The sequence below is a fragment of the Bacillus cereus group sp. RP32 genome (genome assembly GCF_040459735.1).
In the GTDB taxonomy this organism is placed as follows: domain Bacteria; phylum Bacillota; class Bacilli; order Bacillales; family Bacillaceae_G; genus Bacillus_A; species Bacillus_A wiedmannii.
The window spans coordinates 3,595,640-3,622,477 of sequence record NZ_JARVHO010000001.1; the positions used below are offsets into that span (position 1 = coordinate 3,595,640).

Sequence of the window (26,838 nt, forward strand, 5' to 3'; positions counted from 1 at the left end):
ACTCATTATAGTTTGCTATATAATATTTTGCAATACTATTTTCAAACTTTTCATTTATTTTATAAATATACATTTTTTAACATAGAAATAGACTAAAAAACCAACATGGTCATCCATGTTGGTTTTTTAGATTTACTATCAATTAAAATTTCGCCGCTACTTTTTTAACGTTCTCTAAACCTTCTTCAACAATTTGTTGTGCACGATCTGGATATTGATTGTGCCCTTCAATTACAACAGTCTCTGGATTTGTAATTCCCCAGAACCCAAGCACATTCGTTACATAATTCACTGCCATTTCCATAGGAGCCATTTGTTCTGAAGAGTAATCTGAACCACGCGCACCTAATACAACGACTTTCTTATCGCCAGCTAAACCTTCTGGACCATTTGCTGTATATTTAAATGTTTTTCCAGCTTGAGATAAGTATGAAATATACGTAATTAATGGCGCTGGCACTGTGAAGTTCCATAGTGGAAAGGCAAATACAACTTTATCAGCTTCTAAAAACTGATTTAAATATTGATCTACCGTAGCTACAGCCTTCTCTTCTTCTGCTGTTAACTCCATTCCTTGACTACGTTTGTATCCACCTGAAATAGCGATATTTCCGTAATACGGAAGATCTAATGCGAATAAATCTAACTCCGTAATTTCTGTATTTGGGTTCGCTTCTTTATAAGTACTTACAAATGTTTCATACATTCTTGAACTAACTGCTTGCTCCGCTGGACGATCGTTTGCTTTTACAAATAATACTTTTGACATTGTTTTATTCCCCTCTACTTTTGTATTTTCTTCTTTTTTACCAAATAACGAGCTAAATAATCCCATTTTCTTCACCTAAACTTTCTTATCATATTCATTATTCATCATCATAAAAATTCTTATTCTAGTAAAAAGTTCCAATAGATACCTTAAGTACAAACATAAAAAACTTTTTGTTATTTAATTACCTTATGTAAGTGATTGTATTACACTCACTTACTTTAGTCAAGTAACTTAAAATAAAAAATAATATCTCGAATTAAAAATAATAATCCCAATACAATTAAAACACCCATTGTAACTTTATTATTTGTATAATGGAGATAGAGAGGGCAATTCATATTTAGAAAGGATTCACTCATGAGCACTATAGAAAAGATTCAAACTTTTATTATTCTTTTTGCTGTTACATGCGGCATCGTACTTGGACAATTTAATTTGATACATATGTATTCAGAGCAATTTATTGTCCCCTTCCTATTTTTCATGTTATATGGATTATTCCTCAGCATTCCATTGAAAGAAATAAAAAACGGATTCCACAATTTAAAATTTGCTGGAACGAGCCTTACTATTAATTTTGTATGGACACCTTTACTTGCTTGGGGATTAGGTGCACTATTTCTTTCAGATCATCCAGCACTTTGGGTTGGATTTGTTATGTTAATGGTTACTCCATGTACAGATTGGTACTTAATCTTTACTGAAATAGCGAAAGGAAATGTAGCACTTTCTACTGCTATTTTGCCTGTAAATTTAATATTGCAAGTACTACTCCTTCCCATTTATTTATTTTTATTTGCTGGTGTCATGAAGACTGTAGCGCTTTCTGTTTTAGTAGAAAGTATTGTTATCGTAATTGTCTTACCCTTTGTACTTGCACACGCTACAAAATTCATTATGAATAAAATGAAAAAAGCCGAAATACTAGAGAATAAACTCATTCCGTTTTTCAGCTCTGCACAAATTGTATTTTTAAGTTTAGCAATTGTAGCGATGTTTGCATCACAAGGTAAATATTTACTACAAAATATGAATATCGTTTTACTATTACTCATTCCTGTTCTATTGTTCTTCATCATAAATTTTGTACTCGGACAATTAATCGGACGCATTATGCATTTATCTTATAAAGATACAGTAAGTTTAAGCTTAACAACATTAGCAAGAAACTCACCTGTTGCACTCGCTATTGCTGTGACTGCTTTTCCGGACGAGCCTCTTATTGCACTTGCACTCGTTATTGGACCGTTAATTGAACTGCCAGTACTTGCTTGTATTTCACAAGTGTTATTACTTATTAAGAAAAAACAGCAATATACATAATAAAAAAACGTCCCAGATTAGGACGTTTTTTTATTTTCAAGAAATAATAGAAGTAACGATAATTATCCGCTCTAAGGATTTTATACGTTATAGAAGAATTAACTTGTCGTTATATTAACAAAGCCTTTCTAATTAAACATTATAGGAAAAGTAAATATAACGAAAGCTGCCCAAAGTCCGTAGATTGGCAAATACTTCGTAACAGCATCTTGGATAGCTGTCGGCCCTGATTTGTTTTGTAGAAAACGCATATAGGAGAACATAATCCAAATGAGATTTGCCCAGATCAGTATGTTTACACCTAACACAGCAAGTCTATTAGGTGTAATCCCGTAAGAAGAAAGTCTGAATACGATGGCTGACAATGCGACAGTGTCAATAATAAGCGCCAGAACAATTAAGGCAAAATTTATATAATCTGGAATGCTCTTTTTCTCGTCTGAGTCACTCTCAACAATAGAAAATATGGTAACAGCCAATACACCAAGGAGTATTCCGTTGAAGACCATTAGGAAATTGCGGTCCAAGAACGGATTTTTCCCAACCCATATAACCGTTATAAGATAGATCAACAATGTGATCAGGACGAGCGGACTAAAAATTTTAGATATGTATGGTGTAATATTTTTAGCAAGTTTAAGGTTCATTGATACTAAGTATGCAGCCACTACAGCGAGAGCGGCAGCTCCAAATAAAACAACATTACTAAAATAGAATTCTCCTATATCCAAGTCAACGAAGCTAAATAACTTCATAGTGAATATTGCTAGTATCATTCCGCTCACTGCCATGCTCGCATAGAGAAGGCAATATTCTAAATTAAATTTAATATAAGCTAATCTTGTACTGCCTTTTGAATATTCATTTCCTGTAAACGCAAGCCCTACTAAGACCCATAAAAATATAGGAAGATGTAAATAAGCAAGGATGGTACTGTCTTTATAATTTACTGGCAACGTATTAAGATAAAACCCGGAAATTAGGAACAACGCTACAAGGAAATAAATAATACTTTTTTTCGGAGTATTATTGTAAATAAAATAAGCAGCAATAAAGGGAATTACACCAAAAGCCAAGTTAATTGGAGCAATTGCTTCCTGTTCGACAAAGTGGAAAATGATTCTAGTGCTTAGCCCAGATAGAATAGCTAACATACCCATGAATAAGAATCCTTTTTGAAACAGCGATATTTTTTCTTTCTTTGCCGTCTCCTTGAAATGTAATCTTTCATACCAAGCAGCTAGAACCTGCGCATCAGGGTTTTCATCCCATGCTTGTGAGAATGACTTTTTAAAAGCTTTTGGGTCTTTTCTATACATTCTCTCCAACTCATGAGGATTATCCATATTTTCAATAATCAAATTGTTTTTGTTCATAGTTTTACCTCCTCTAATAAAAAACAGCGTTGTTACCTTTCTATAAAAAGCACCTCACTGATTTATCATGATATTGATTTTAATACAAAATTTATTGTTTTACAATAAAAAATTATCAATTATAAAGATTTTTTTATTGTATATTAAATAAAAATAAATAGTACTACTTATTCAAAAAAATATCCTATAGAATAGATTTTTTTAAGTGTCTATTCTATAGGATACAGTTTAATTATCATATTTTTTTATTTGTTGAAACTACTTAATTCTCAAACACAAAATTAATCTTATTATCTTTCCACTCTAACTTCGCATCAAATGTTTTCTCGCCCTTTGTAAAGCCTTTAATTAAATCGGTCTTTTCACCTTTTAAGAGCTTTGTCATATTCTTTTGCGAAATTGTTTTGCTTAATATCTTCTTTGAGATGGTAAAATCACATTGTGTTGTATTGTAGTTAGAACAACCGTAAAACGTTGATTTATCAATCACATCGCCATCACATTTTTTACAACTACCAACCTTTTTACCTGTTGTAAATTTCGATCCTTTTCGCTCAATCGATTCAACATGTAATCCAGTGAAATCCCATTTCTCCGACATTTCTACCGCATCTTCAATAATTTTAGCTGATAGCTTTTTCGTTTGTTCCATAAATGTAGCTGGTGATGCTGTACCTTCGCCGATTTCCGCGAGGCGCTGCTCCCATTTCGCTGTCATTTCTGGTGAAGCTAATATTTTGTCTCCGATTGCGGTAATTAATACTTTCCCTTTATCGGTTGCATACACTTGGTTCTTCTTCACATCTATATATTTACGGTCTTTCAGCATCGTAATAATTCCAGCGCGCGTTGCCTCTGTACCTAAACCTTCTGTTTTCTTTAATACTTTCTCCAGCTCTTCGTTCTCTAAATACTTACCTGCCGTTTTCATTAACGTAATAAGTTGCCCTTCTGTATAACGCTTCGGTGGTTGTGTTTTTCCTTCTTTCACTTTCACCTTTACAACTTTTCCTTGTTCACCTTCTGCTACAATTGGGAGAATTGTTTCATCATCTTTATCATCTTGGAAAATTACTTTACGCCATCCTTCTTGAATTTGCTGTTTTCCTTTTGATATGAATTCAGCACGTTCATCCACAAGCGTTACAATCGTTGTATAATCAAAGATCGCAACTTCATAATGAGCTGCAATAAGTCTTCTTACGATCATATCGTAAATTTTCTTTTCATCACCTGATAATCTGCTTGGGTTTGTAACTTGCTCTGTCGGAATAATGGCGTAGTGATCTGTTACTTTCTTTTCATTCACATAACGCTTATTGTTCATAATCGATTCAATTGGTGCAGGCAATAACCCTTTATATTCATCAAACTGACTTAACTTCTGCAAAATATCAGGGAACGTCGCTGCTTCTCCTTGTGTAACATAGTTAGAATCCGAACGCGGATAAGAAACAATCCCTTTTTGATATAGTGCTTGTGTTATATCAAGCGTCTTTTTCGGTGAAAATTTAAAAGCTTTATTAGCTGTCGCTTGCAGTGCTGATAAATTAAATAAAAACGGCGGCTGAAACTCTTTACGCTCCGTTTTCATTTCTTTTACTACAGCCGGTTTACCTTGGCAAAATGCTGCAATTTTATTTGCCATATCAGGGTCTTTTAAGCGTGATTCACTATCCTTCTCCCATTTCCCCTCATACTTCTTTCCTTCTATATTAAAGGTTGCGAACACTTCCCAAAAAGGCTCAGACTTAAAGTTTTCTATTTCTTTTTCACGCTTTACAATTAATGCGAGTGTCGGTGTTTGTACACGTCCAGCTGAAAATACATCGTTCATTCCTTTTTTCTTTAGCAAAATACTAAAGACACGTGACGCATTCATACCAACGACCCAGTCCGCACATGACCTTGTATACGCCTCATAGTACGTATTGATTGTATCTGCTTCATCTAATAAATTTTTAAATCCTTGATAAATAGCTTGCTTCGTTAAAGATGAAATCCACAGGCGCTTCATTGGTTTTTGCACGTTGCAAAGATTAATAATGTTTCGTACGATTAATTCCCCTTCACGACCAGCATCGCCCGCGTGAATAATTTCTGTTACCTGAGGGTTATGTAACAGCTGTTTCACAACGTTAAATTGCTTATACTTTGACTTTGTTACTTCAAATTGAAAACGCTCTGGAATCATCGGTAACGTATTAAGTGACCATTTTTTCCACTCTGCGTGATAATGCTCTGGATTACATAACTGCGTCAAATGACCAATTGCCCATGTACAGTACGCTCCATTTGGAAATAACTCATTCGCTTCTACTTCTAAATATCCATCTTTCCGGCGATATTTAAACTGTGAAACAAGAGCCAAACCTTGATCTGGTTTCTCGGCAATAATTAATTTCATTTTATAACTCCCTATCTGTATTCCAGTGTTACGTTCATTGTCTATCTGTTTAGAGGCGATGATAAAACAACAATCTTATTTATCATTCGCGGTTCGTCTCGCAAATGGGAGACCTATAATATTATACGCTTATTCTTTATGGCTTCACAATAGAAACTCTTCATTTAACTCTTACATTTACATGCTCATAATTAAAAAGGCGTCCCAAAAAATCAGGAGCCTTCTCACTTACATTTATGAAATTGTGCAGATAATATGCAGATATAAATAAGCATAAGTACTCTCCATATGAACATATGATGAAATGAATGATAGGACAGGGAGGTATCATGATGTTCGCTTACACATTAACCGCCTTAACACTTTGTTGTATCTCGATTCTTATTACATCATATATTTCTAAACGCAAGGGTACCCTAATGGAGTATATGGTATTTATTATGTCTTTTAGTATGTGTATCGGTTTAAGCATAGGTTTTTATTTAGGTATTCTTTTTAAAGGAGAATTACTATATTCTACTTTGCTTGCGATTTTAATTAGTGGTTGTATCGGTTTTGTAGTCGGTCTACGTTTTCACCTATATACTGCTTTAGAAGGAATGTTTTCTGGATTAATGGCAAGTATGATGGGAGCAATGATTACAGAAATGTTAAACGCTCAACAAGCTCATAGTATACTGTTTATTAGTCTCTTACTTACGATAACAATAACTATGTCATGTATAATTCAACTTTTATCAGAAACCTTTTCTACTTTTATCCAACGGCGTTTTTTATTATTACTTTCAATTAGTGTGGCAATTATCGTTGCCGTATTCGTGACATTCCCAGATCATACTCCCCCACCTTCGTCCGGGCATGATCAACATATATATTGACATTTGGAATATAATTGACTTTATAAATTGAAGATGCTTTTTGAGGAAATATCGCGGTTTCAAATGAACAAAATAAAAAGACGCTCAAACTTGAGCGTCTTTCCCAATCATTATTTCGTAACAACTTCGTCTTTTTTTACATGTACATTGTTTTCTCTCATAAACGCTTCAATCTCTTCAACTTCTCTAATGATATCTTTTGACAAGTTTTCATATCCGTCTTTCGTTACAAGAATATCATCTTCAATACGAATACCAATTGATTCTTCTGCAATATAAAGACCAGGTTCAATTGTTATAACCATACCTTCTTCTAACACTCTATCTTTATATGTTCCTACATCATGCGTATCTAAACCAAGGAAATGGCTGACACCGTGATAATAGTATTTTGATAACTCTTCGTCTTCTTGAATTAAACCAATTGCTTTACACTCTTCTGCTAGCACCTTTTTTGTATGCTCATTTAATGCAGCAAACTTTACTCCTGGCTTAATGAGCTCTGTTGTTTCTTTCAATGCTTTTAATACAATATTATACATTTGTTTTTGGCGACTAGAGAATGTTCCATTTGCCGGGAATGTATAACTAATATCAGCATTATAGTAATCTTTTTGAGCGCCTAAATCTAGCAGTACTAAATCACCATTTTGAATTTGTGCATCATTATCTTCATAATGAAGAACTGTAGCATTTTTCCCACTTGCCAAAATTGTATTGAACGCATGATGCTTAATGCCAGATGACTTCAGTGTGAAATCAAACTGAGCTTCTAATTCATACTCCATCATGTCAGCTTTTGCATGCTTAAGTACGTTGTAAATGCCCTCTTTCGTTACAGCAATCGCTTCTTTAATGATTTCAATTTCTTCTTCTGTTTTAAACACTCGTAATTCACAAATATTCGGATATACATTACCAATTAAAACGTGTGGATACTGTTCTCTTACATGTTTAGCAAACGCAAGCGTTTTTGTCTCCGCACCATTCCACTCACGACACTCTAAATCTAAATATAGATGCTTCACATTTTCTGTGAAAAGTATATTTGACATTGTCTTTTCAAAGCTATCTAAATATACAACTTTCTTTATACCTGAAATTTTCTCTGCCTCTTCGTTAGAAACTGTTTTACCGACCCATTTTTCCATTACTGGATCTGACTTTTCAATGAAAAGTGTTTCTTCTACACTACCTCCAACCTTCTTCAACATGAAAATAACATTTGGTTCATCGATCCCTGTTACATAGTAAAAGTTTCGATTCGGCACAAATTTATAATGTGCATCAGCTGACATATGAGGTGCTTGTCCAGCAAATAAAATAGTAATAGATTCATCTGGTAATGTGTTTACTAATCGTTCTCTATTTTGAGCAAAAAATGTTGATTTCATATTAATCCCCCTAGCGTTCTATGTATACTTTTAAAGATAATTAACCTCTGCTATTCATTTTATTATTGTTATAATTTTTCGTCAATTTTTAACCTTTTAGATGATGTTGACATAATAAAAATTAAGCGTTACAATAACTATATATTAGTAAGTAACTAATATAATCGATTCTAACTAGAGGTGAAGACAAATGAAAAATATTTTATTCCGTATTAACGAATTATCAAAAAAAGAAAAAGCATCTGGATTAACAGTTGATGAAAAACAAGAACAACAAATGCTGCGTCAAAACTATACAAAAACATTTCGTGGAAGCTTAGATTCCATTTTATTAAACACAAAAATTGTTGATCAACATGGTCTTAACGTTACACCAGCCGCATTACAAGATGCTCAAATACGTTTAAAATTAAGCAAATGAAATCAAAGCTAAAAAAACAATCGTATAAAACATAAAAAGAGCCGGAATTCCTATTTAGAAATTCCAGCTCTTTTTATTGTCTTTTCTAATTTAACATATGAGCGATACATCACAATTCTCCACGATACAATCATTTTACTCAAAGTTTATGAACGGAATATGAACAGATTATTACATTCTATTATTGAAAATAAAAAAGGCCATGCCACAACTATTAATTGTGGCATGGCCTTTTAATTTATTTTAAGTCTTCAATTGAAAAGGCACCAGGCAGTAGCTGCTCTACAGTCACTTCTTTTTCATCGCCTTTTACATTCGTTAGTAAAACTGGCATTTTCGGTTCACAGAATTCAGCAATTACTTGTCTACAAGCACCACATGGTGAAATCGGTCCGTCTGTTTCGCCTGTAATAACTAAGTAACTAAAGTCGCGCTCCCCTTCTGATACTGCTTTAAAGATCGCTGTTCTTTCTGCGCAGTTACATAAACCGTAAGAAGCATTTTCTATATTACAACCAGTATAGATTTTACCTTCTTTCGTAACTAATGCTGCACCAACAGGAAATTTCGAATACGGAATATATGCTTTCGATAACATCTTATTTGCTTCTTCAATATATTTTTTCTTATCCATATTATTTCCCCCTTAAAATAATGTAATGATGATTAGTCAGTAATAACTGTATGAACTAATTTAGGAGCCACTGCTGTTTCAGCGATAGAAATGTTCTCATAGATTTTTGCTTTTACATCTTCTACATTTTCACGGTTTGCATAGATTGTTACAAATGGCTCGCCTTCTTTTACTGCATCGCCAACTTTTTTACGTAACATTAATCCTACTGCTAAATCGATTTCATCTTCTTTTGTTGCACGGCCAGCACCAAGTAGCATAGCTGCGATACCGATTTCATCTGCAACAATGTTAGAAATAACACCTGAAGTTTTAGCAGGTACATCAATTACATACTTCGCCTGTGGCATTTTTTCTGGATTGTCTACAATTGAACTATCTCCGCCTTGATTGCTTAAGAACTCTTTAAATTTCTCAGTTGCTTTTCCATTTTTCATAACTTCAATTAACATTTCACGAGCTTCTTCTAACGTATTTGCTTTTTTCGCAAGTACGACCATTTGGCTACCTAATACGAGTACTAATTCTGTTAAATCTTCTGGACCTTCGCCTTTTAAAGTATCAATTGCTTCCTTCACTTCTAGAGCGTTACCAATCGCAAAGCCAAGAGGTTGTGACATATCTGAAATAACAGCCATCGTTTGACGTCCAACATTATTTCCGATACGTACCATTGCATGAGCTAATTCTTTTGCATCTTCTTCTGTTTTCATAAATGCTCCTGCACCTGTTTTTACATCAAGTACGATCGCATCAGCACCAGCTGCTATTTTTTTACTCATAATTGAACTTGCGATTAAAGGAATCGAGTTTACTGTTCCTGTTACATCACGAAGTGCATAGATTTTTTTATCTGCAGGTGTTAAGTTTCCTGTTTGTCCAATAACAGCTACTTTGTCACGGTTTACAATATCAATGAACTGCTCTTTCGTAATTTCAACGTGGAATCCTTCTACCGCTTCTAATTTATCAATTGTTCCGCCTGTATGTCCTAATCCACGACCAGACATTTTTGCTACTGGTACATCTAAAGCAGCTACTAATGGTCCTAATACTAATGTTGTCGTATCACCAACACCGCCAGTTGAATGTTTGTCTACTTTAATTCCTTCAATTGCTGATAAGTCGATTGTTTCTCCAGACTCCACCATCGCCATCGTTAAATCTGCACGTTCACGATCTGTCATATCTTTAAAGAAGATTGCCATTGCAAGTGCACTCACTTGATAATCAGGAATACTTCCGTCTGTATATCCATTAATAAAGAATTTAATTTCTTCAGTCGTCAATTCTTTGCCGTCACGTTTTTTCGCAATAATATCTACCATTCTCATTACAATCACCATTCCTTTTTATATGATATGAATCTGTTAAAATAATAAGCCTACGATTGTTGCTGATAAGAAACTTACTAATGTTGCACCGAAAAGTAATTTCAAACCAAATCTTGCGACTACATTCCCTTGCTTTTCATTTAAGCTCTTAACTGCCCCTGCAATAATTCCAATTGAAGAGAAGTTTGCAAATGAAACTAAGAATACAGATATAATCGCTGTCGTTCTATCTGAGAAATTAAAGTTGCCTTGTGCTAAATCTGTCATAGCGACAAATTCATTTGATACTAATTTTGTTGCCATAATATTTCCGGCATTAACTGCTTCATGCCAAGGTACACCCATAATAAATGCAAATGGTGCAAATACATAACCAAGAATTTCTTGGAATGAAATACCGATTACACCTTTAAATACTGCATTAATGAATGCGATTAAAGCAACGAAACCGACTAACATAGCTGCTACTGTAATTGCAACTTTAAATCCATCTATAATGTATTCCCCTAATACTTCAAAGAAAGTCTTTTTCTCTTCTTCTTGTACTTCTAACATATCTTCTTCTTCAGTAACTTCATAAGGGTTAATGATAGAAGCGATAATAAAACCACCGAATAAGTTAAGCACTAAAGCGGTTACAACATATTGTGGTTTTAATAACACCATATACGATCCAACGATAGACATTGAAACGGTAGACATTGCAGATGCACATAATGTATACATTCGTTTCTCTGGCAATAATCCTAGTTGTTTCTTAACTGAAATAAACACTTCAGATTGTCCTAAAATCGCAGAAGCAACAGCGTTATATGATTCTAGTTTCCCCATTCCATTTACTTTACTTAATGCTAGACCGATAGATTTCACAATAATAGGTAATACTTTAATGTGTTGCAAAATGCCTATTAAAGCTGAAATAAATACGATTGGCATTAATACACTTAAAAAGAACGAAAACTCTTTTTGATTTACTAATCCACCAAATACGAAATTCACACCGTCAGCGGCATATTTTAATAGCTCTCCAAAACCATCTGCTATTCCGCTAATTAATATATTCCCTACACTTGTATTTAATAATAAAAACCCCAAAATGAATTGTAATATAACCATCGTTATGATTGGGCGATATTTGACTTTCTTTCTATCATTACTAGCAAGCCAAGCGATACCTAAAATCAATACGAGGCCAAAAATACCGATTAAATATTTCATAAGCCGTCTCCTCCCATTCGTATCCGCTTACATTTTTTTCAATTATTAAAGCAATAGATACACTTTACTTTGTGTATCTATTGCTTTTGACTTCATTAATGTTTAGTAGTTATCTGTAGCACCTTTTGCATCATTTAATACGATTGCAACACTAGCACTTGCTCCAACGCGAGAAGCTCCAGCAGCTACCATTTTGTCTGCATCTTCACGTGTACGAACGCCACCAGATGCTTTTACACCAACGTTTGGTCCAACTGTTTTGCGCATTAATGCGATGTCTTCAGCAGTTGCTCCGCCAGTTGAGAATCCAGTTGAAGTTTTTACGAAGTCAGCACCAGCTTTAACTGATAATTCACAAGCGCGTACTTTCTCTTCATCTGTTAATAGGCAAGTTTCAATGATTACTTTTACAAGAGCTTTTCCTTTTGCTGCTTGTACTACTTCATAAATATCTTTTTCAACGAACTCATTGTCGCCATCTTTTAAAGCGCCTACGTTGATTACCATATCAACTTCAGTTGCACCTTTTGCGATAGCATCTTTTGTTTCAAATGCTTTTGTTTCAGTAGTGCTTGCTCCTAATGGAAAACCGATTACAGTACAAACATCTACATCATGTCCAGCTAACTCATCAGCAGCTAGCTTTACCCATGTAGGATTAATACAAACAGAAGCGAATTTATATTCCTTTGCTTCTTCGATTACTTTCATAACATCTTCTTTTGTAGTATTAGCTTTTAAAATTGTATGGTCAATTAACTTTGCAATATTCATTATCTTCACTCCTCGTATCTTTTAACAACTTCATTCTAACTCTTAGTTGAACAAATGTAAATACACTTTTGAAATTTTGTTCATTCTTTTCAAAAAGGAATTTTCTTGTAGTAAATAAAGCGCATTCTAACTAAGAAACAATTCATATTTAAAATCAAAACTTTTATATTAACAATGGTAGTATGTATCTCAATATCCATAATTATTTTTAAAAAGGCAATTTGTATTCAAAAAACACTCCCATAATTCATACATAACAAAATAAAAGGCTTTCTCAAAATTAACATCTTGAGAAAGCCTTTTATTTCTAACCTTTTTGATAATGTAACAATTCTTTTGCTGTATGCTGATCGATAATTAATACATTTGCATACCCGCCACGTAACGCACCATCAATTGCTTTTATTTTTCTATTACCACCAGCAACTAAAATAGAACGTTTCTTTAATTTCAGTTCTTCTAACTCAATTCCAATTGTACGCTGATTAATCTCTTCGCTACTAATCTTTCCGTCTCCATCAAAGAAACGTGAACAAATGTCACCGACCGATTGTTTTTTGAGCAAATTCGTTTCATCCTTATCGAAATAACCTAATCTGAATAATAGTGCTTCGTCTCTCACTGTTCCTACAGTGAAAATTGCAACATTCGCTTGTTTCCCCATTTCGATAATGTGATGAATATGTCGATCCTGCTCTACTAATTCTTTTGTCACTGCATTATCAAATATAACTGGAAGGGGTAGATTTCTTGGTGTCGTTTGAAAAGCATCTGCAAATAAAGCAATCGTTTCATTCGCATATGTATTTACACTCGAATGACTAATACCACCTTTTAACTGAACAACTTCTACACCTTTTACATGTTGTGGTACAATTTTTCTAGCGATTTCATACATCGTCATTCCCCAGCTTACACCAACGATATCACCAGTTTTAACCGTCTTTTCCATATACTCAGCTGCATATTTACTAATATATTCTGTAATCGTTGCATATTCTGGCACTGGAGAAAATACGACATGTGCCTCTAACAAGTTGTACTTTTCTTTTAGTAAATTTCCAACGTTATCTAAATCAGCAAATGGATCGGCTATGCTAATTTGAACAAATCCTTTTTCTTTCGCGTACTTTAATAGTCTAGAAATCGTCGGTCTTGAAATATTTAATTTGTTAGCAATTTCTTGCTGACTATAATCTGATTGATAATATAATCTTGCAACTTCAACGCTTAACTGTTGTTTATCTTTTTCCATAGTAATTCATTACAAATCCCTTCCTGTATTTCCCTTTCGTTACAAGCATTATACAGCTTTATACAAGAAATTTCGACTACCGAATTTTATCTAACTGAACTTCTGCTACACTTATTATATACAATGAAAACTTATTGTGTAGATTTACAAACTCAATATAGATACGCTTGAAACATGTAAATCGATTTATATTTAATTCATTCTTTTTTGCTTTTTCTGTAGTAACGATAACAAAGCCATTCAATAACAAACATTAAATATCGTTTATGGAGCTTCCTTAATGTACGGTAAAACCAAGTTTATTAACATAGAAGTTCCTTAGCGTGCGAAATTCGCATTGTAATGGTGATCCCATTCCCATCAACTTAAGAATGAAAACAAAGTGAATTTTCGTTTAAATAAACTAAAAATCCTGAAAACACTTTTTCCCTTTAAAAATGACCATGCCAAATAAAATTAGATAGGTATTATTTTCAAAAAAGATAAACAAGTTATCAAGCATGTAGGTAACACCGAAGGAAGTTCACGAAAGACCTAACTTTAGCTTGATGTAGCGATACCACATCAAGCCAAGAAAAGCTATCCCCAAAAACGCAAATTTTGTATTTATTATATCCCTGCATTCTTATTAAATAAAAATGAGAATGCAGGGGTACTCGATTTGTAATATTACCGCAACAACCTTAGTTTTTATTCAGGATATTCAAAAAATAATCCAATTCTAAGGTTATTTCCGTTTTTTTGATTGGATTTTGAGAAAGTGTAAGGTAAATTCTTTTAAACAATATAAAACAACGTGGGATAAACCAAATCCAAATACTGTATTCTAAGCTCTATTTTTTACTTTTCTAAAACAATTGCTGCTATTTCATTAGCATATTTTTTAGAGTCAAATTCAGCATAGTTACTTAGTACCGCAACAGACAAATATTCTTTTGGAAACCGCATGAAGTGTGAACGATAACCTGCCCAGCTTCCTGAATGTTCCAGGTATGGACAGTTAAAACCTTCTGCAACCCTCAGCCCAAAAGCATAATCTTCATTATCAATAATCGTCTCTCCAGTTGGAGAAATTTTCGGACCTATTTCGCTCATTCTTTTAACGAGGTCTTTTCCACCAACGGTACCTGTCGTTAAATGTTCTCCCCATTTTACCAGATCTTCAACTGTTGTATGAACTGCCCCATCCCCTGTATGTTCCCAAGGACTTTCATAAATTTTATATGTTCCTTGCTCATTCTTCGAATAGCCCCTAGCAATTGATATAGTAGTTGGGTAGTAATCTACAATTATTGTGGTCCCCATATTTAAAGGATCAAAAATACGCTCCTTTGTAAACTGACATAGAGACTTGCCACTTGCCTTCTCTATCACTTGTGATAATAAAAAATATCCTGTATTGCTATACTCAAATTTTGTTCCAACTGGGAACATTGCAATTTGATGACTTTTAAGGTGTTCTAGCGATTCTTCCACAGTTAATGTATCAGTATATTTAATATTTGCTGCTTCAGCCAATTCCATATAATCAACTAGTCCACCAGTGTGATGAATTAGGTGTCTCAATGTTACAGGTTCAGCATATGCTCCTATAGAAGGGACAAACTTTACAATTGAATCATCTAAACTCAATCTCCCCTCTTGTTCTAAGAGTAATATAGAAAATGCTGTGAATTGTTTAGAAACTGAGGCAATATTAAAAACATTTTTGGTAGTTATGGGTAGATTTTTCTCTATAGAAGCTAGGCCAACTGCACCTTTATAAGTTACTCCGCTATCGAAACTAGCAATATATGCAAAGCCAGGAGCTTTTGATGAAAACTTTTTTAATAATTGTTTAATCGATGTATGCGTCTTTTCATTATATGTATTATTCACCTCAATCACATACCCTTCCCTTTAAATGATTAGAAATATATTAACCTGTTATCTTTCTCATATTGAATCCAATTGGACTCTGTATCGGATTATGAACTCCAGCAACGGGATGACCATCTTCAGGCTGATTGCACAGACCTACTTGTATAATTCAGTTTTGGATTATCTTTTGCATCATTCCAATATAATTTAAATTTTAGAATTATATTACACATTTTACTTCAACTCAAAACGACATATTTTAATTTGACTACAATAAAGCACCCTCACACTAACTTCTTTAGTTTCTAAATTCTTGTCTTTATAAAGAGCTTGAATTTAGTGAGTGCTATTATCCCCGACTTTACGGAAGTAACTCTTTCAATTCCAAAACCACTCATGGAAACGTAATAGATATTTTCGAAATGGGGTCAATAACATCTAAATCACAGGTGTTATTGACCAAAATATCTATTTTACTTTTTCGATATGAAAATCCGAATACCCATTTTAAACAACTAAATTATATTAGACTATATTCACAAAAAAGCAGGGGATTTCCAACTCTTTATTTTTCATTGTAGTTTCAAATGTAATATTGGGTAGTGATGCCCTGCATTATCTGTAAGTTCCACTATTGACTTCAGCTAACTGGTTCAAGTGAGAGTGTCAAGAAAGTAATCCTGTTTCTTTTGCCTTTTGTACGGCTTCTTCTCGATTTTTAACTCCGAGCTTCTCATAGAGATTGGAGGCATAATTTCTTACCGTTCCGTTTGACAAATAAAGTTTCGAAGCTATTGTTTTATAACGACTTCCTTGTGATAATAGTTCCAAAATCTCTAGTTCTCGTTTCGTTAATCCATACTCTTTTCCACCTGATCTTGATTCAAATAATCCTGTTTCTTCATTTTCTTCCCACATTCTATGGAACAGGTCATGATTAATCATCGTGCCTCCTCGATAGACTAGACGAATTGATTCAGCTAGTTCACGCGAATCTATGGATTTCAATACATATCCATCCGCACCATTTCGTATGATTTCTTTTGCCCTTTCTGTATTCTGAAAGGTTGACAGAATGAGTACACGAATATCCGGCCATTTTTCCTTAATCATTTTAGTCGCATGAATCCCATCCAGATTTGGCATCTCTAAATCCATTAATACTACATCTGGTTTTAGTCTCTCACACAATTCCAAAGCCCGTTCTCCATCTTCAGCCATTCCCACTACTTGTAAATCCTCCTGTCCATCCAAAATTGTATGAAGACTTTCTCGGATAAAAGAATGATCATCGACAATACACAGACGGATTTGTTCATTAGACAGTTGTACTTGTTTCGGTAAAACACATGAAATTAACGTCCCTTCCCCCTTTTTGGAATAAATAATGACTCTTCCTTGCGACTGACTCACACGCTCTTTCATTGCAGTTAATCCAAAGCCATCCTTCCACTCTTCTACCCCACAGCCATTATCCTGTACATCCAATCTTATCTGTTGTGGTTCAAAGTGGAGTGACACAATGATTTCTGTGGAATGCCCATGGCGAACAGCATTTGTTAGTGATTCCTGCAAGCTCCGATATAGTGTCATTTTTGATTGTTTTGAAGCCATATACTCTTCCCCTATTATTCGAGTACGTACATTTACTTTTGCATGTTTCTTAAATTCCTCTGTCAATTGTTGTAATGTGACAGCTAAGGGAAGCGATTCTTGTGATAAATCCAATTGATGTAAATACAGTCTTACTTCTTCCATACTGTTACGGGCCAATTGTAATAATGAATCGAGCTGTTGCTCTCCTTCTTTAGACTTTAATTCCATACGTAATGTTTCCATCCCCATAATAATTGAGGTATAGGAATGCCCCATCGTATCGTGTAAGTCTTTTGAGAGCCTGTCACGTTCCTCAAGTAATGTAATCCGCTCAACTTGGGATACGTATTGTTCCAATACATGTTTCTGGTTTCGAATAGTTTCACTTTGACGGTAATTAATAGCCAGTAAACGAAAGAAAGAGCCCATAGCAAAAGCTAAACTGAGTTGTAGGATGATTGCCCATACATCTGTTACTTTGGAAAATATCGCAATGAGCAATGGGAATAAAATAATTGTGGTAGGACCCGACCAACGGTAAGATTTATGAGCACTATTTGCCGCAATCATAAAAGTTGGCATTAAAAAAGTAAGATACGCTGACGGAAATAATAAAGTTAAATAGAAACACACTCCGCCAAATAATATTATTTCAGTAAACAAATAATAGCGATAACTAAACATTAAACAAATCCAAGGTACTGAGAATGAAACTATTTCCCAAAGAATAATGATCCAAAGTGGTACTGTCAAATAATCTTGTTGTTGGATAGTCATCCATATCAACGATAGCCAAATAATAAAACGTATACAAAGTAAGACCCAATCATACCAGAACCATAGTTTCAAAGTCTTAAACAAATTATCACTCCTTTATAGCTTTAAACATGGAACGCGTGTACATTCCAATAATTTGAACTAAGCAGCTTCCAATAAAATTATGTATCCAGATGAGAATAAAACCAACAATCATGACAAAAATTGCTGTCTCCCATGAATCCACAGCTATGCCCAATAAGTATATATTAAAATATCGAAAAAGTAAGGGTGTAACGATACATACTAGTGGCATTACATACAGTAAAACAGCACATATAAGACTCATTATTCCGACAAAAAATTTCTGCATGAGCCAAAAAATAGCCCTCCAGTTGCTATTATTGAGGATCGTATCTCTCGCTTTAATCCATTTATCTCCCTCCTTTTTTTTTCTTAGTTCGAATAAATCTATCGATATATCTGTATAAATTTTCGTCTGAATACGTTCATACTGAACAAACGTGTGAGTTGTTTGCAGCACCCACGCCAATAAGGGAATACCCAAAAAGATAATCGTCATTACTAATGCAAATGTAATGCTGACTAGATAGAAACAAAAGTAAAAAAAGCCGGATACAAAGGTAAATAACAAGAAATAAAAATCTTGCAAAGTTTTTTGAGCTGATGCTTTCGTCATCAAAATCTCTCCTCCTCACTCATTGCTAATGTGTTAAAAACTACTTTTTTAATTCTAAGTATTTTTCTGTCACATACGGTAGTGTCAAAATGTCATGGTTTGTATGACATAACTATCAATACAGCCGGATCCCACTCAATTTTTGTTGTTCTTTAAAATATGACAAAAGTTAACTATCGACTATGACTCGTCGCTTGCTAGATATTCATCCTAAATTGAATCATAAAAAATTGGATGATGATATCCCATCATCGTCAAGCCAAAATATAACAAGAAATTCAACTTTATAATATCTTTATGGAAACGATTCGAAGCATAACCCGATACATTTGAAGTTTCTGCATTTAAAGAAGGAACCTATTATGAAATATGATAGGTTCCTATTTTGTTATATAGGGGAATCATACGTACCCATCAACTTAAGAAATTAATTGTTTCCCAAAAAGAAAAAGTGAACCAAAATCTCATAAATAACTGTAGAGAGTAAACTTTTCGTTATGGGGGCAATTAAAAGTCTTAGCTTGATAGCAATGTGGTGATACCCCTAAATGTAAACAAACGCTATCCTTTCCTATGATTCTAGAGAAAGAATAACGTTTTTTTATGTTACGAAGAATTTTGTTTTATTAGCTTAATAGTATTTACCCCCTTAATTTCAAGAAAAATTTTAAAGGAAGTTGTTTTTTTGAACCAGAAAGGTATATTTTCAACTATAAAAACTATTACAAAATTTATCCGGTTTTCCTTTTTACCTACTTGCTAAATTCTGCAAGTAAAATATTTTTAAAAGGATCAGAACGACTAGTTTTATGGCCATTCAAATTGATAGCCAATGTATGCTCGCCTCCAAGTGTGCCTCCAGCAAAAGTAGAAAACCCTGGAACACCGCCTGCGTGTCCCCATATCGAGACACCGTTTTGAAGTTTAGTTTCATAGATTCCAAGACCATATCCATCGATTCCTTCTGTTCCTGTAGGAACTGTAGTAAGCATTTGTTTTAGTTGCTGTTCCTTCAGTAATTTGCCACTGAGTAAGTAAGAGAAAAATTTGTTTAAATCGTCAGCAGTAGAAATTATATCTCCATCCGAGCTACCTGGGTTAGAATAAGTAACGTCTTTTAGCTCACTTTCTCCGTCATATCTTTCATATCCACGGGCATGCTTGGTGCCTGGAATAACCGTTGAATTGCCAGGTAGGAATGTATTTGACAATTCAAGAGGTTCAATAATTCGACTTTCAACCTCTTCCGCATAGCTATTTCCAGTTACTTTTTCAATAAGGATACCCAGTAATACGTATCCTGTGTTTGAATAAGACCAGCCCTTTCCTGGAGCAAAGTCTGGAGGAAGAGAAATCCCCATCTTTATGAATTCTTCAGCTGTATACGCTTTTTTTGTATCTTTCATATCAAAGTCTTTTGACTTTGTGTATTCAGCGATACCACTTGTATGATTCAATATCTGTCTGATAGTAATCTGGTTACTATCATATCCGTTTCCTTGAATAACACCAGGCAACCATTTTTCAATGGAGTCGTCTAAATTCAAGCGGTTTTCTCCAGCTAATTGAAGTAGCACTGTTGCAATGAATGTCTTCGTCGTACTACCAATGCGAAAGCGAAAATCTGTTTTCATTGGCTTCTTGGTTCTCAGATCCGCTATACCAGCGGCATAACTCCACGTTTTACCGCCCTTAGAAATTTGAGCGAGAATTCCAGGGTATCCAAGTTGCAGTGCATCCCGCATTGCCTTCTTAACGGAAGTACGATTGCTTTGAGTACCTGTTTGTAACGAACTAGATACATTTTGCGTGGATTCTGCTTTTACAATTGAGGCTGGTGTTAACAGGGAACTTCCAGCAATTAAAAGTGATAGACTTGCACATGTAATTTTACTGCTTGTTTTCATAAAGTATCCTCTCCTCTATTTAAATTGTATCGTTAGTTACTTGCTGTTTCGTATTAATCACACAGCTATTACCTCCACCAATGACTACAAGCCAGAATTGAATTCGTAATCATATTCATAATCATTATTTTTACAAACTCCATTCTGTCCTAAGTAAGTCCCTCTTTTTCCACATGTACGTTAATTGTTAACCCTAGAAATTACTTTATCCTTGAAACACTCTTGTTACTGGCTTGTTTTTCATAAATAGGTCATACCTGTTTCCTCTTTCACGCCTCTTTATTTTTTAACATACACAATGAAGCTCTTCCCTCCTCATTTATTATTAATGGGTAATAAACTGCTCCTTGATTCTAAGGGTTTTTCTGTCACATACGTTAGTGTCAAAATGTCATAACTTTTATGACATAACTATCAATACAGCCTCATCCACTCAATTTTTGTTTTTCTTTATAAATATGACAAAAGTTCACTATCGACTATGACTCGCCGCTTGCTACACTCTGTTCATAAGCTAGTGAGTCGCTAACTCGTTGAGCTAACAAAAAATCTCAATTAAATAAAGGAGCGTACAAAAATGAAACAAGCAATTAACAAACTGGGTATCGTTACAATTCTTCTTTCTTCTTCAACCATGATTTCTGCATGTTCTCAACAATCATTAGAAAGAGAAACATCAAAACCATCGGTATCCACAACTAATATTGAAATGACGAAAGGACCCAATAATAAAAAAGAAATAGAATCTTTTGCTGATCCATTATTCGAGGAAAAAATGAAGAAGTATAATGTGAATGGTTCTAGTTTTGTCGTCGTTCATGATGGAAAGGTTGTTGTTAATAAAGGGTATGGATATGCTGATAAAGAAAAGAAAATTCCCGTTACTAAGGACACGGTCTTTCAAATTGCTTCAGTCTCAAAAACTTTTACTGCCTTGGCTGTGATGCAACAAGTCGATAAAGGAAATATTAAACTAGATCAAGACGTACAAAAATATCTTGGTGGATTACAAATACCTAATCAAACAGGGAAACCTGTAACACTGTTTGATATGCTCACTTATACCAGCGGATTTGATTTTCCCGACCTTACAAATATAACTGGACCTGAATATACCGATGACGAAAACAGCATACCAATGAAGGAATTTTTCTCTAAACACATGCCAACGGTGGTACGGCCGCCAGGGGAAGTTTATACGTATGATAACGTCTCATTTGCGCTCGCAGGGTTTGCAGTAGAGAATGTTACTAACAGCCCTTTCTCCAAATATATGGAAAATAATGTTTTCAAACCATTAGATATGAAATCTACAAGTATGAGCTTCACACCTGAACTTATAGAAAGAATGGCTACACATTATGGTCCCACTGGCGAACCGATCCCAACAAGTGGGAGCGGTTTAAGGGATACACCACAAGGAAGCATTTTATCTACCGCAGAAGACATGTCAAAATACATGATTATGCAACTACAGAAAGGAAAGTTTAAAGACAAAGAAATTGTAAGCAAAAAAAGCATAGATATGATGCATGCCTATCAAGTTTTTGATGATAAGACCAACCCTGTTGCGACAATTGGGTTTGAGACACCTTTTAATAAATTTGCTAACGGTCAACACGTTGTAATGAAAGGGGGAAGTATGCCTGGACATCAATCACTGATGATTTTAGTGCCCGAACAAAAAACAGCATTCTTCATGTCTTATAATAATGATTCAATGATGAGTATAGACGTATATGAAGCTCTCATGGATCACTATTTCCCAGCTAAGAAGAATGAAGTAAAAACAAGTTATCTCCCGTTAGAGGAGAAAGAAGCTCATAAATACTTGGGCTTATTCCAAAATACGCGTTTCGCTACGATTCGCACTCATTTTACTTATGAAAATGGGAATTTAGTCATGGAGGGTGGAATAACTGGAAAACAAGTTCTCAAAATGATTCATCCGTTGTTATTTGAAGATTCGGAAGGCAACAAAGTTGCTTTCAAAAAGAATTCAGCTGGAGAAATCACATATTTTCACTACAATTCTCCTAAAAGCCTTGATTTTGTAGCAGATGCTCAGAAAATTAACAACAAACCACCTTTTGATGACGTTCCACAAAAGAGTAACTATAAAAGTCACATTGATAACCTTCATGCTCTAAATATTATGGGTGCTAAAACAGGTAATCTATTCAACCCGATGGAAACCATGACACAAGGAGAGTTTGCGGATACGTTGTTACTTGCTCATGGATGGAACGGTTTTCCAGATGAATCAAAAGAGGCAAGGAAAAAAATTATGAATGGAATTCCAGAGTATAATCGTGCTACTCCGATTACCCGCCAGGTCGCAGCAACCATGATTCAAAACGTTAAGCAAATTCAAAACTTGAAACCGATTCAACCTGACAAAGCTATTGAAGTTAAATTACTGGATGCCGCAGATGACTGGGCAGTTCAATCGATTCAGGCACTTGCCTCCCAAGGAATTCTAGACCCTGATACTCCCATCAATGCTGACGGATCCTTTATTTTCCGTCCGAAGGATTTGTTACTGCGTCAAGAAGCAAGTGCTTTGCTGGATTTAGCTTTTAATTATTATGCAACACCTATCAAACGACAGTAATTATTCATCCTAAATTGAATCATAAAAAAATTTGGATGATGGTATCTCATCAGCATCAAGCTAAAATATAACAAGAAATTCAACTTTATAAGATTTTTATGGAAACGGAAACGATTCGAAGTATAACCTGATACATTTTAAGTTTTGCATTTAAAGAAGGAACCTATTATGAAATATGATAGGTTCCGATTTTGTTATATAAATAATTTCAACTTTGATATAAGAGGTTAATAATGCCAATTATCCGAGAAAAAGATCAACTTCCCTACCTTAAAATCATTATAAAATTGTGAAATGGTAGCTTTAGAATAAATGAAAAGAGAAATAACCACCATTATTTATTTCTCTTTTCATATACATATTTATTTTTGGAAAAACAACCTCACTCCAAATACTAATAATACTGCTCCCGTAATACCCTCTATTGTACGGTTCACTCTTTCTTTTCTTAAAAAAGTTCTTAATTGACGTATGAGTGAGATATAAAGTAAATACCATATTGCTGTCAAAGTCGTAAATGTGACTCCTAATAAAAGAAATTGGAGGAAATGATTTTGATTACTCACAATAAATTGGGGTAAAAAACTAAGGAAAAACACAGCAGTTTTTGGGTTTAAAATTGCCGTAGTAAATCCTTGTCTAAAGCTTTTAATTGCCCCAACATCCTTAGAGTCCATTTCTACTGAACCTGACATATCTTCTTTTTTATGTAAGGCACTTTTAATTGACTTTACAGCTAAGTAAATTAAATAAAAAGCCCCAGCATATTTTATAAATGTAAATAACATAGCAAATTTCATTAGAATGGCAGAGAGTCCTAGCGTGGCCATTATTGTATGAATCATCATTCCAGATATCGTTCCTAAGACAGTCTTTATCCCACCATTTTTACCATGCGAGATAGTGTTTTTTGTAACTAGTGCAAAACCAGGACCAGGCATTATTATGATTAACAGTGCTGTAAGGATAAATAATAAATAATTTTCCATGTTCTAGTATTTCCTTTCCAATTTTTAATTTTACTTACAGTATAGCTTTTTTCATTAAAACATTAAATATAAAAAGCTTGATCAGAAGTATATCTAGGTTATTAGTATCGATTTGATTAAACATTACCCCAAAGCTACATCAATAAAAAAACACAGCAAATTTATATATTAAATAACAAGTCCACCTCTCACAAAAAACAGGATAAAAAATAAACAGCAGAACTAGTCCACTGTTTACTTCGCCACGCCTTCATGTAATTTTTCTGTATAATCTTTTACATCTTTCCAGCTATCTTTCGCTGTATGTAAATCTTCTTTTATGAAGGTAAATTCTTCAGGGCTGATTCCTTTTACGTTTTGCAGTAAATTATTATACTTTGCCCCTACTGTATACCATTGATTTGATATATTTTGCAATGCTGTAATTGCTGCATCAATTGTTTCAGTCATATTTGTTGTTTTATTTTTTACATCTGTCAATATTGCCACTTCTGCTTGTGCGCCAGAAATTCTATCTTTTAAATTGGAGATTTCTCTTTCTGCATTTGCGATATCTTTTTTCGCAATCGCAATCATCGGTCCGCCAGCAAGACATGTTATTAGTGCTACGCAAAGTACGCCACCAGCAATGACCATATCATTACTCTTTTTGATTGAATCGTTATATGTATTTATTTGTTGCTCTAGAGCTGGAATGCCAGCATTCGTACTTGCTAAAATTGCTGTTAATTGATTTGTATCCTCTTTAAAACTATTTGTGTCTTTCGCCATTCTATCGCGAAAAGCTTTCAAATCCCCTAATAATACATCTACCTCATTTTGATTCTTTACAATATCCGCATACAACTTTTCTAAATCCGCTTTTAATTTTCCACTATCCTTTTGTTCAATCGCTACTAGCATGCTATTATAATACGCTTGAAAAGTATTATTGTAATTAATAATATTTTGATCTGTTTTCATAATTTGAGGCTTCATATAATTTAACCAATACGCTGCGTTAATTTTTGCATCTCTTTGGTGCTGAATCATATTTCCTTTAAACTCACTATTAATGGAACTTATTTTACTCAAATCAGTCTCTTGCTGATTTTGAATTAATTTTGCATATGAATCCATTGCAAATATGCTCGATGTCGTTTGCGCCATAACATCTTGGAATCCAGCTGGCCCTAGCGAATAATTTTCCGCACTTTCTTGCAATGTTTTTACGTTTTGTTCTGCTGCAAAAGGATGTAAAGGAAATGCGTTACTCGTTGCCACTCCAGCAATCATTAACGTTAAAAGACATTTTTTATAAAATCGTTTCTGCATACTTTTCACCTATTTTCTTTATAAGGGTATAAAAAGCTCCTGCTCACAACTGAACAGGAGCTTCAAATCACTCATCAATACTTAACGCTCTAACGATTCGTATCCGATTATGCTTTTTTCGTATCTACTACTTTAATATCTTCAGCATAAATCTTTTCTGCATAGTCTTTAATGTTTTTCCAGCTATCTTTCGCAATGTTTAAATCTTCTTTAATGAAAACAAGGTCGTTTGGACTAATTGAATCTACATTTTGAAGTAAAGAATTGTATTTTGATCCCATTGTGTACCATTGGTTTGAAATGTTTTGCAACGCTGTAATTGCAGTATCAATTGTATTTGTTAAATACTCCGTTTGTGTTTTAATGTTCGTTAACCCAGCTACTTCTAATTGGGCAGTTGTAACTTGTCCTGTTATTTTTTGAATTTCAGCTTGTGCATTATCAAGTTCTTTCTTCGCTAATACGATTCCAGCTGTACCACCGCCTACAGCTGCTGCACCACCTGCAATTAATGCGACTCCTAGCGGCGTTCCTGCACCTGTAGCAATAACTACTGCACCACCGATAATTGCAATTGGTCCTAGTGCTGTTGCAACAGATGAACCGATAATAATTGCATTATATTTACTAATTGCTTCATTGTACGTTGTAATTTGATTTTGCAGAAGCGGAATTCCAGCATCTTGACTAGCTAATATAGATGTAATTTGATTTGCATCACCTTTGAAGTTTTGCGTATCGGACGTCATTTTGTTTCGGAATTTTTTTAAGTCTTCTACTAACTGATCTACTTGCGCTTTATTTTCATTAATACTACTTGATAATCTAGTTAACCCTTTCGTAAGAGTCGCTTTATCCTTCGCATCCACCGCAGCAACTAACGTATCATAATAGTTTTGGAATTTCGTATTGTAGTTAATGATATTTTGATTCGTTGAAATAAGCTGCGGCTTTAATACATCTAACCATTGTTTCGCATTTCCTCTAGCTGTATCCTGGTGCTGAATTACTTTCCCTTTTAGAGCCGTATCAACAGAGGATACATTACCAAAGTTAACATTCCCTTGTTTAATAATTGTTAAAGCGTACAGATCCATTACTAAAGCGTTTGAACCTGTTCTTTCCATTGCATCTTTTAGGCCTTCTGGTCCTAATGAGTATTCTTCATAGTCATTATATGCTTTTGCTACCGCATAAATTGGAGCTTGTTTCACTGTACTTTCAGCTGCATACGTATGAGCTGGCATGATATTTCCTGCTGCAAATACTGCCATAAGTGCTGATAGAGCCATTACTTTATAAGGTTTTTTTGTCAT

20 protein-coding genes are annotated in these 26,838 nt (G+C 34.3%); 4 read left to right on the forward strand and 16 right to left on the reverse strand.

Features of this window, described 5'->3' with window-relative positions; all coding sequences use genetic code 11:
* Positions 1–142 precede the first annotated feature (142 nt).
* Positions 143–835, reverse strand: coding sequence for an FMN-dependent NADH-azoreductase (locus QCI46_RS18470; protein WP_353841093.1), 693 nt, complete (start codon positions 833–835; stop codon positions 143–145).
* Positions 836–1,129: 294 nt separating this feature from the next.
* Between QCI46_RS18470 and QCI46_RS18475 the strand changes: the two genes are divergently transcribed.
* Entirely contained in the window at positions 1,130–2,095 is a 966-nt protein-coding gene (locus tag QCI46_RS18475; RefSeq protein ID WP_327960444.1) for an arsenic resistance protein, read from the forward strand.
* A gap of 128 nt (positions 2,096–2,223) precedes the next feature.
* Here QCI46_RS18475 and QCI46_RS18480 read toward each other — a convergent pair whose 3' ends face one another.
* Both QCI46_RS18480 and topB read right to left on the reverse strand, forming a co-directional pair.
* Positions 2,224–3,471 carry a DUF4153 domain-containing protein gene (locus tag QCI46_RS18480; RefSeq protein WP_353841094.1) on the reverse strand — a complete coding sequence of 416 codons (1,248 nt, stop codon included), beginning with the start codon at positions 3,469–3,471 and terminating at the stop codon, positions 2,224–2,226.
* A 262-nt stretch (positions 3,472–3,733) separates the two neighbouring features.
* Entirely contained in the window at positions 3,734–5,878 is a 2,145-nt protein-coding gene (topB, locus tag QCI46_RS18485; protein WP_353841095.1) for a DNA topoisomerase III, read from the reverse strand.
* 332 nt (positions 5,879–6,210) lie between these two features.
* Here topB and QCI46_RS18490 point away from each other — a divergent pair, with 332 nt between their 5' ends.
* Entirely contained in the window at positions 6,211–6,756 is a 546-nt protein-coding gene (locus tag QCI46_RS18490; protein ID WP_353841901.1) for a hypothetical protein, read from the forward strand.
* A gap of 110 nt (positions 6,757–6,866) precedes the next feature.
* Here the strand turns inward: QCI46_RS18490 and QCI46_RS18495 are convergent, their stop codons facing one another.
* A complete protein-coding gene (locus QCI46_RS18495; RefSeq protein ID WP_353841096.1) occupies positions 6,867–8,150 on the reverse strand; it encodes an aminopeptidase P family protein in 1,284 nt (427 codons plus the stop codon).
* A 190-nt stretch (positions 8,151–8,340) separates the two neighbouring features.
* On the opposite strand from QCI46_RS18495, the gene QCI46_RS18500 reads away from it, so the two are divergent.
* A complete protein-coding gene (locus QCI46_RS18500; protein ID WP_000789775.1) occupies positions 8,341–8,571 on the forward strand; it encodes a DUF896 domain-containing protein in 231 nt (76 codons plus the stop codon).
* Between the two features lie 238 nt (positions 8,572–8,809).
* Here the strand turns inward: QCI46_RS18500 and QCI46_RS18505 are convergent, their stop codons facing one another.
* The 9 genes from QCI46_RS18505 to QCI46_RS18545 form a co-directional block, all read right to left on the reverse strand.
* On the reverse strand, positions 8,810–9,205 hold the full coding sequence (locus QCI46_RS18505; protein WP_000358539.1) for a cytidine deaminase: 396 nt from the start codon (positions 9,203–9,205) through the stop codon (positions 8,810–8,812).
* Positions 9,206–9,237: 32 nt separating this feature from the next.
* Positions 9,238–10,539 carry a pyrimidine-nucleoside phosphorylase gene (locus QCI46_RS18510; RefSeq protein WP_001983022.1) on the reverse strand — a complete coding sequence of 434 codons (1,302 nt, stop codon included), beginning with the start codon at positions 10,537–10,539 and terminating at the stop codon, positions 9,238–9,240.
* Positions 10,540–10,575: 36 nt separating this feature from the next.
* On the reverse strand, positions 10,576–11,757 hold the full coding sequence (locus QCI46_RS18515) for a NupC/NupG family nucleoside CNT transporter (protein ID WP_000876170.1): 1,182 nt from the start codon (positions 11,755–11,757) through the stop codon (positions 10,576–10,578).
* Between the two features lie 102 nt (positions 11,758–11,859).
* Entirely contained in the window at positions 11,860–12,531 is a 672-nt protein-coding gene (gene deoC, locus QCI46_RS18520) for a deoxyribose-phosphate aldolase (RefSeq protein ID WP_001017440.1), read from the reverse strand.
* Between the two features lie 307 nt (positions 12,532–12,838).
* Positions 12,839–13,786: a DNA-binding transcriptional repressor DeoR gene (locus tag QCI46_RS18525; RefSeq protein ID WP_353841097.1), complete on the reverse strand. Its 948-nt coding sequence runs from the start codon at positions 13,784–13,786 to the stop codon at positions 12,839–12,841.
* An 840-nt stretch (positions 13,787–14,626) separates the two neighbouring features.
* Positions 14,627–15,664 carry a serine hydrolase domain-containing protein gene (locus tag QCI46_RS18530; RefSeq protein ID WP_353841902.1) on the reverse strand — a complete coding sequence of 346 codons (1,038 nt, stop codon included), beginning with the start codon at positions 15,662–15,664 and terminating at the stop codon, positions 14,627–14,629.
* Between the two features lie 648 nt (positions 15,665–16,312).
* Positions 16,313–18,103, reverse strand: a complete 1,791-nt coding sequence (locus QCI46_RS18535; RefSeq protein ID WP_353841098.1) for a response regulator — start codon at positions 18,101–18,103, stop codon at positions 16,313–16,315.
* Between the two features lie 4 nt (positions 18,104–18,107).
* The gene (locus QCI46_RS18540; RefSeq protein ID WP_353841903.1) at positions 18,108–18,698 is read right to left on the reverse strand and encodes a sensor domain-containing protein; all 591 of its coding nucleotides are present in this window, start codon (positions 18,696–18,698) and stop codon (positions 18,108–18,110) included.
* A 752-nt stretch (positions 18,699–19,450) separates the two neighbouring features.
* Positions 19,451–20,605, reverse strand: coding sequence for a serine hydrolase domain-containing protein (locus QCI46_RS18545; RefSeq protein ID WP_353841099.1), 1,155 nt, complete (start codon positions 20,603–20,605; stop codon positions 19,451–19,453).
* A 577-nt stretch (positions 20,606–21,182) separates the two neighbouring features.
* On the opposite strand from QCI46_RS18545, the gene QCI46_RS18550 reads away from it, so the two are divergent.
* On the forward strand, positions 21,183–23,219 hold the full coding sequence (locus QCI46_RS18550) for a serine hydrolase domain-containing protein (RefSeq protein WP_353841100.1): 2,037 nt from the start codon (positions 21,183–21,185) through the stop codon (positions 23,217–23,219).
* A 362-nt stretch (positions 23,220–23,581) separates the two neighbouring features.
* Here QCI46_RS18550 and QCI46_RS18555 read toward each other — a convergent pair whose 3' ends face one another.
* From QCI46_RS18555 to nheB, 3 genes are all read right to left on the reverse strand, one after another.
* Entirely contained in the window at positions 23,582–24,208 is a 627-nt protein-coding gene (locus tag QCI46_RS18555; RefSeq protein ID WP_353841101.1) for a LysE family translocator, read from the reverse strand.
* 234 nt (positions 24,209–24,442) lie between these two features.
* Positions 24,443–25,522, reverse strand: a complete 1,080-nt coding sequence (gene nheC, locus QCI46_RS18560) for a non-hemolytic enterotoxin NHE subunit C (protein WP_061673168.1) — start codon at positions 25,520–25,522, stop codon at positions 24,443–24,445.
* 107 nt (positions 25,523–25,629) lie between these two features.
* Positions 25,630–26,838: a non-hemolytic enterotoxin NHE subunit B gene (gene nheB, locus QCI46_RS18565; protein ID WP_353841102.1), complete on the reverse strand. Its 1,209-nt coding sequence runs from the start codon at positions 26,836–26,838 to the stop codon at positions 25,630–25,632.

Bases quoted from the DNA above. Each gene is read 5' to 3' on its own strand.
- deoC (WP_001017440.1), bottom strand. From the start codon at position 12,531: ATGAATATTGCAAAGTTAATTGACCATACAATTTTAAAAGCTAATACT.
- QCI46_RS18540 (WP_353841903.1), bottom strand. From the start codon at position 18,698: ATGACGAAAGCATCAGCTCAAAAAACTTTGCAAGATTTTTATTTCTTG.
- QCI46_RS18555 (WP_353841101.1), bottom strand. From the start codon at position 24,208: ATGGAAAATTATTTATTATTTATCCTTACAGCACTGTTAATCATAATA.
- QCI46_RS18545 (WP_353841099.1), bottom strand. From the start codon at position 20,605: ATGAAAACAAGCAGTAAAATTACATGTGCAAGTCTATCACTTTTAATT.
- QCI46_RS18470 (WP_353841093.1), bottom strand. From the start codon at position 835: ATGGGATTATTTAGCTCGTTATTTGGTAAAAAAGAAGAAAATACAAAA.
- QCI46_RS18480 (WP_353841094.1), bottom strand. From the start codon at position 3,471: ATGAACAAAAACAATTTGATTATTGAAAATATGGATAATCCTCATGAG.
- QCI46_RS18505 (WP_000358539.1), bottom strand. From the start codon at position 9,205: ATGGATAAGAAAAAATATATTGAAGAAGCAAATAAGATGTTATCGAAA.
- QCI46_RS18495 (WP_353841096.1), bottom strand. From the start codon at position 8,150: ATGAAATCAACATTTTTTGCTCAAAATAGAGAACGATTAGTAAACACA.
- QCI46_RS18550 (WP_353841100.1), top strand. From the start codon at position 21,183: ATGAAACAAGCAATTAACAAACTGGGTATCGTTACAATTCTTCTTTCT.
- QCI46_RS18515 (WP_000876170.1), bottom strand. From the start codon at position 11,757: ATGAAATATTTAATCGGTATTTTTGGCCTCGTATTGATTTTAGGTATC.
- QCI46_RS18490 (WP_353841901.1), top strand. From the start codon at position 6,211: ATGTTCGCTTACACATTAACCGCCTTAACACTTTGTTGTATCTCGATT.
- nheB (WP_353841102.1), bottom strand. From the start codon at position 26,838: ATGACAAAAAAACCTTATAAAGTAATGGCTCTATCAGCACTTATGGCA.
- topB (WP_353841095.1), bottom strand. From the start codon at position 5,878: ATGAAATTAATTATTGCCGAGAAACCAGATCAAGGTTTGGCTCTTGTT.
- QCI46_RS18500 (WP_000789775.1), top strand. From the start codon at position 8,341: ATGAAAAATATTTTATTCCGTATTAACGAATTATCAAAAAAAGAAAAA.
- QCI46_RS18510 (WP_001983022.1), bottom strand. From the start codon at position 10,539: ATGAGAATGGTAGATATTATTGCGAAAAAACGTGACGGCAAAGAATTG.
- QCI46_RS18525 (WP_353841097.1), bottom strand. From the start codon at position 13,786: ATGGAAAAAGATAAACAACAGTTAAGCGTTGAAGTTGCAAGATTATAT.
- QCI46_RS18475 (WP_327960444.1), top strand. From the start codon at position 1,130: ATGAGCACTATAGAAAAGATTCAAACTTTTATTATTCTTTTTGCTGTT.
- nheC (WP_061673168.1), bottom strand. From the start codon at position 25,522: ATGCAGAAACGATTTTATAAAAAATGTCTTTTAACGTTAATGATTGCT.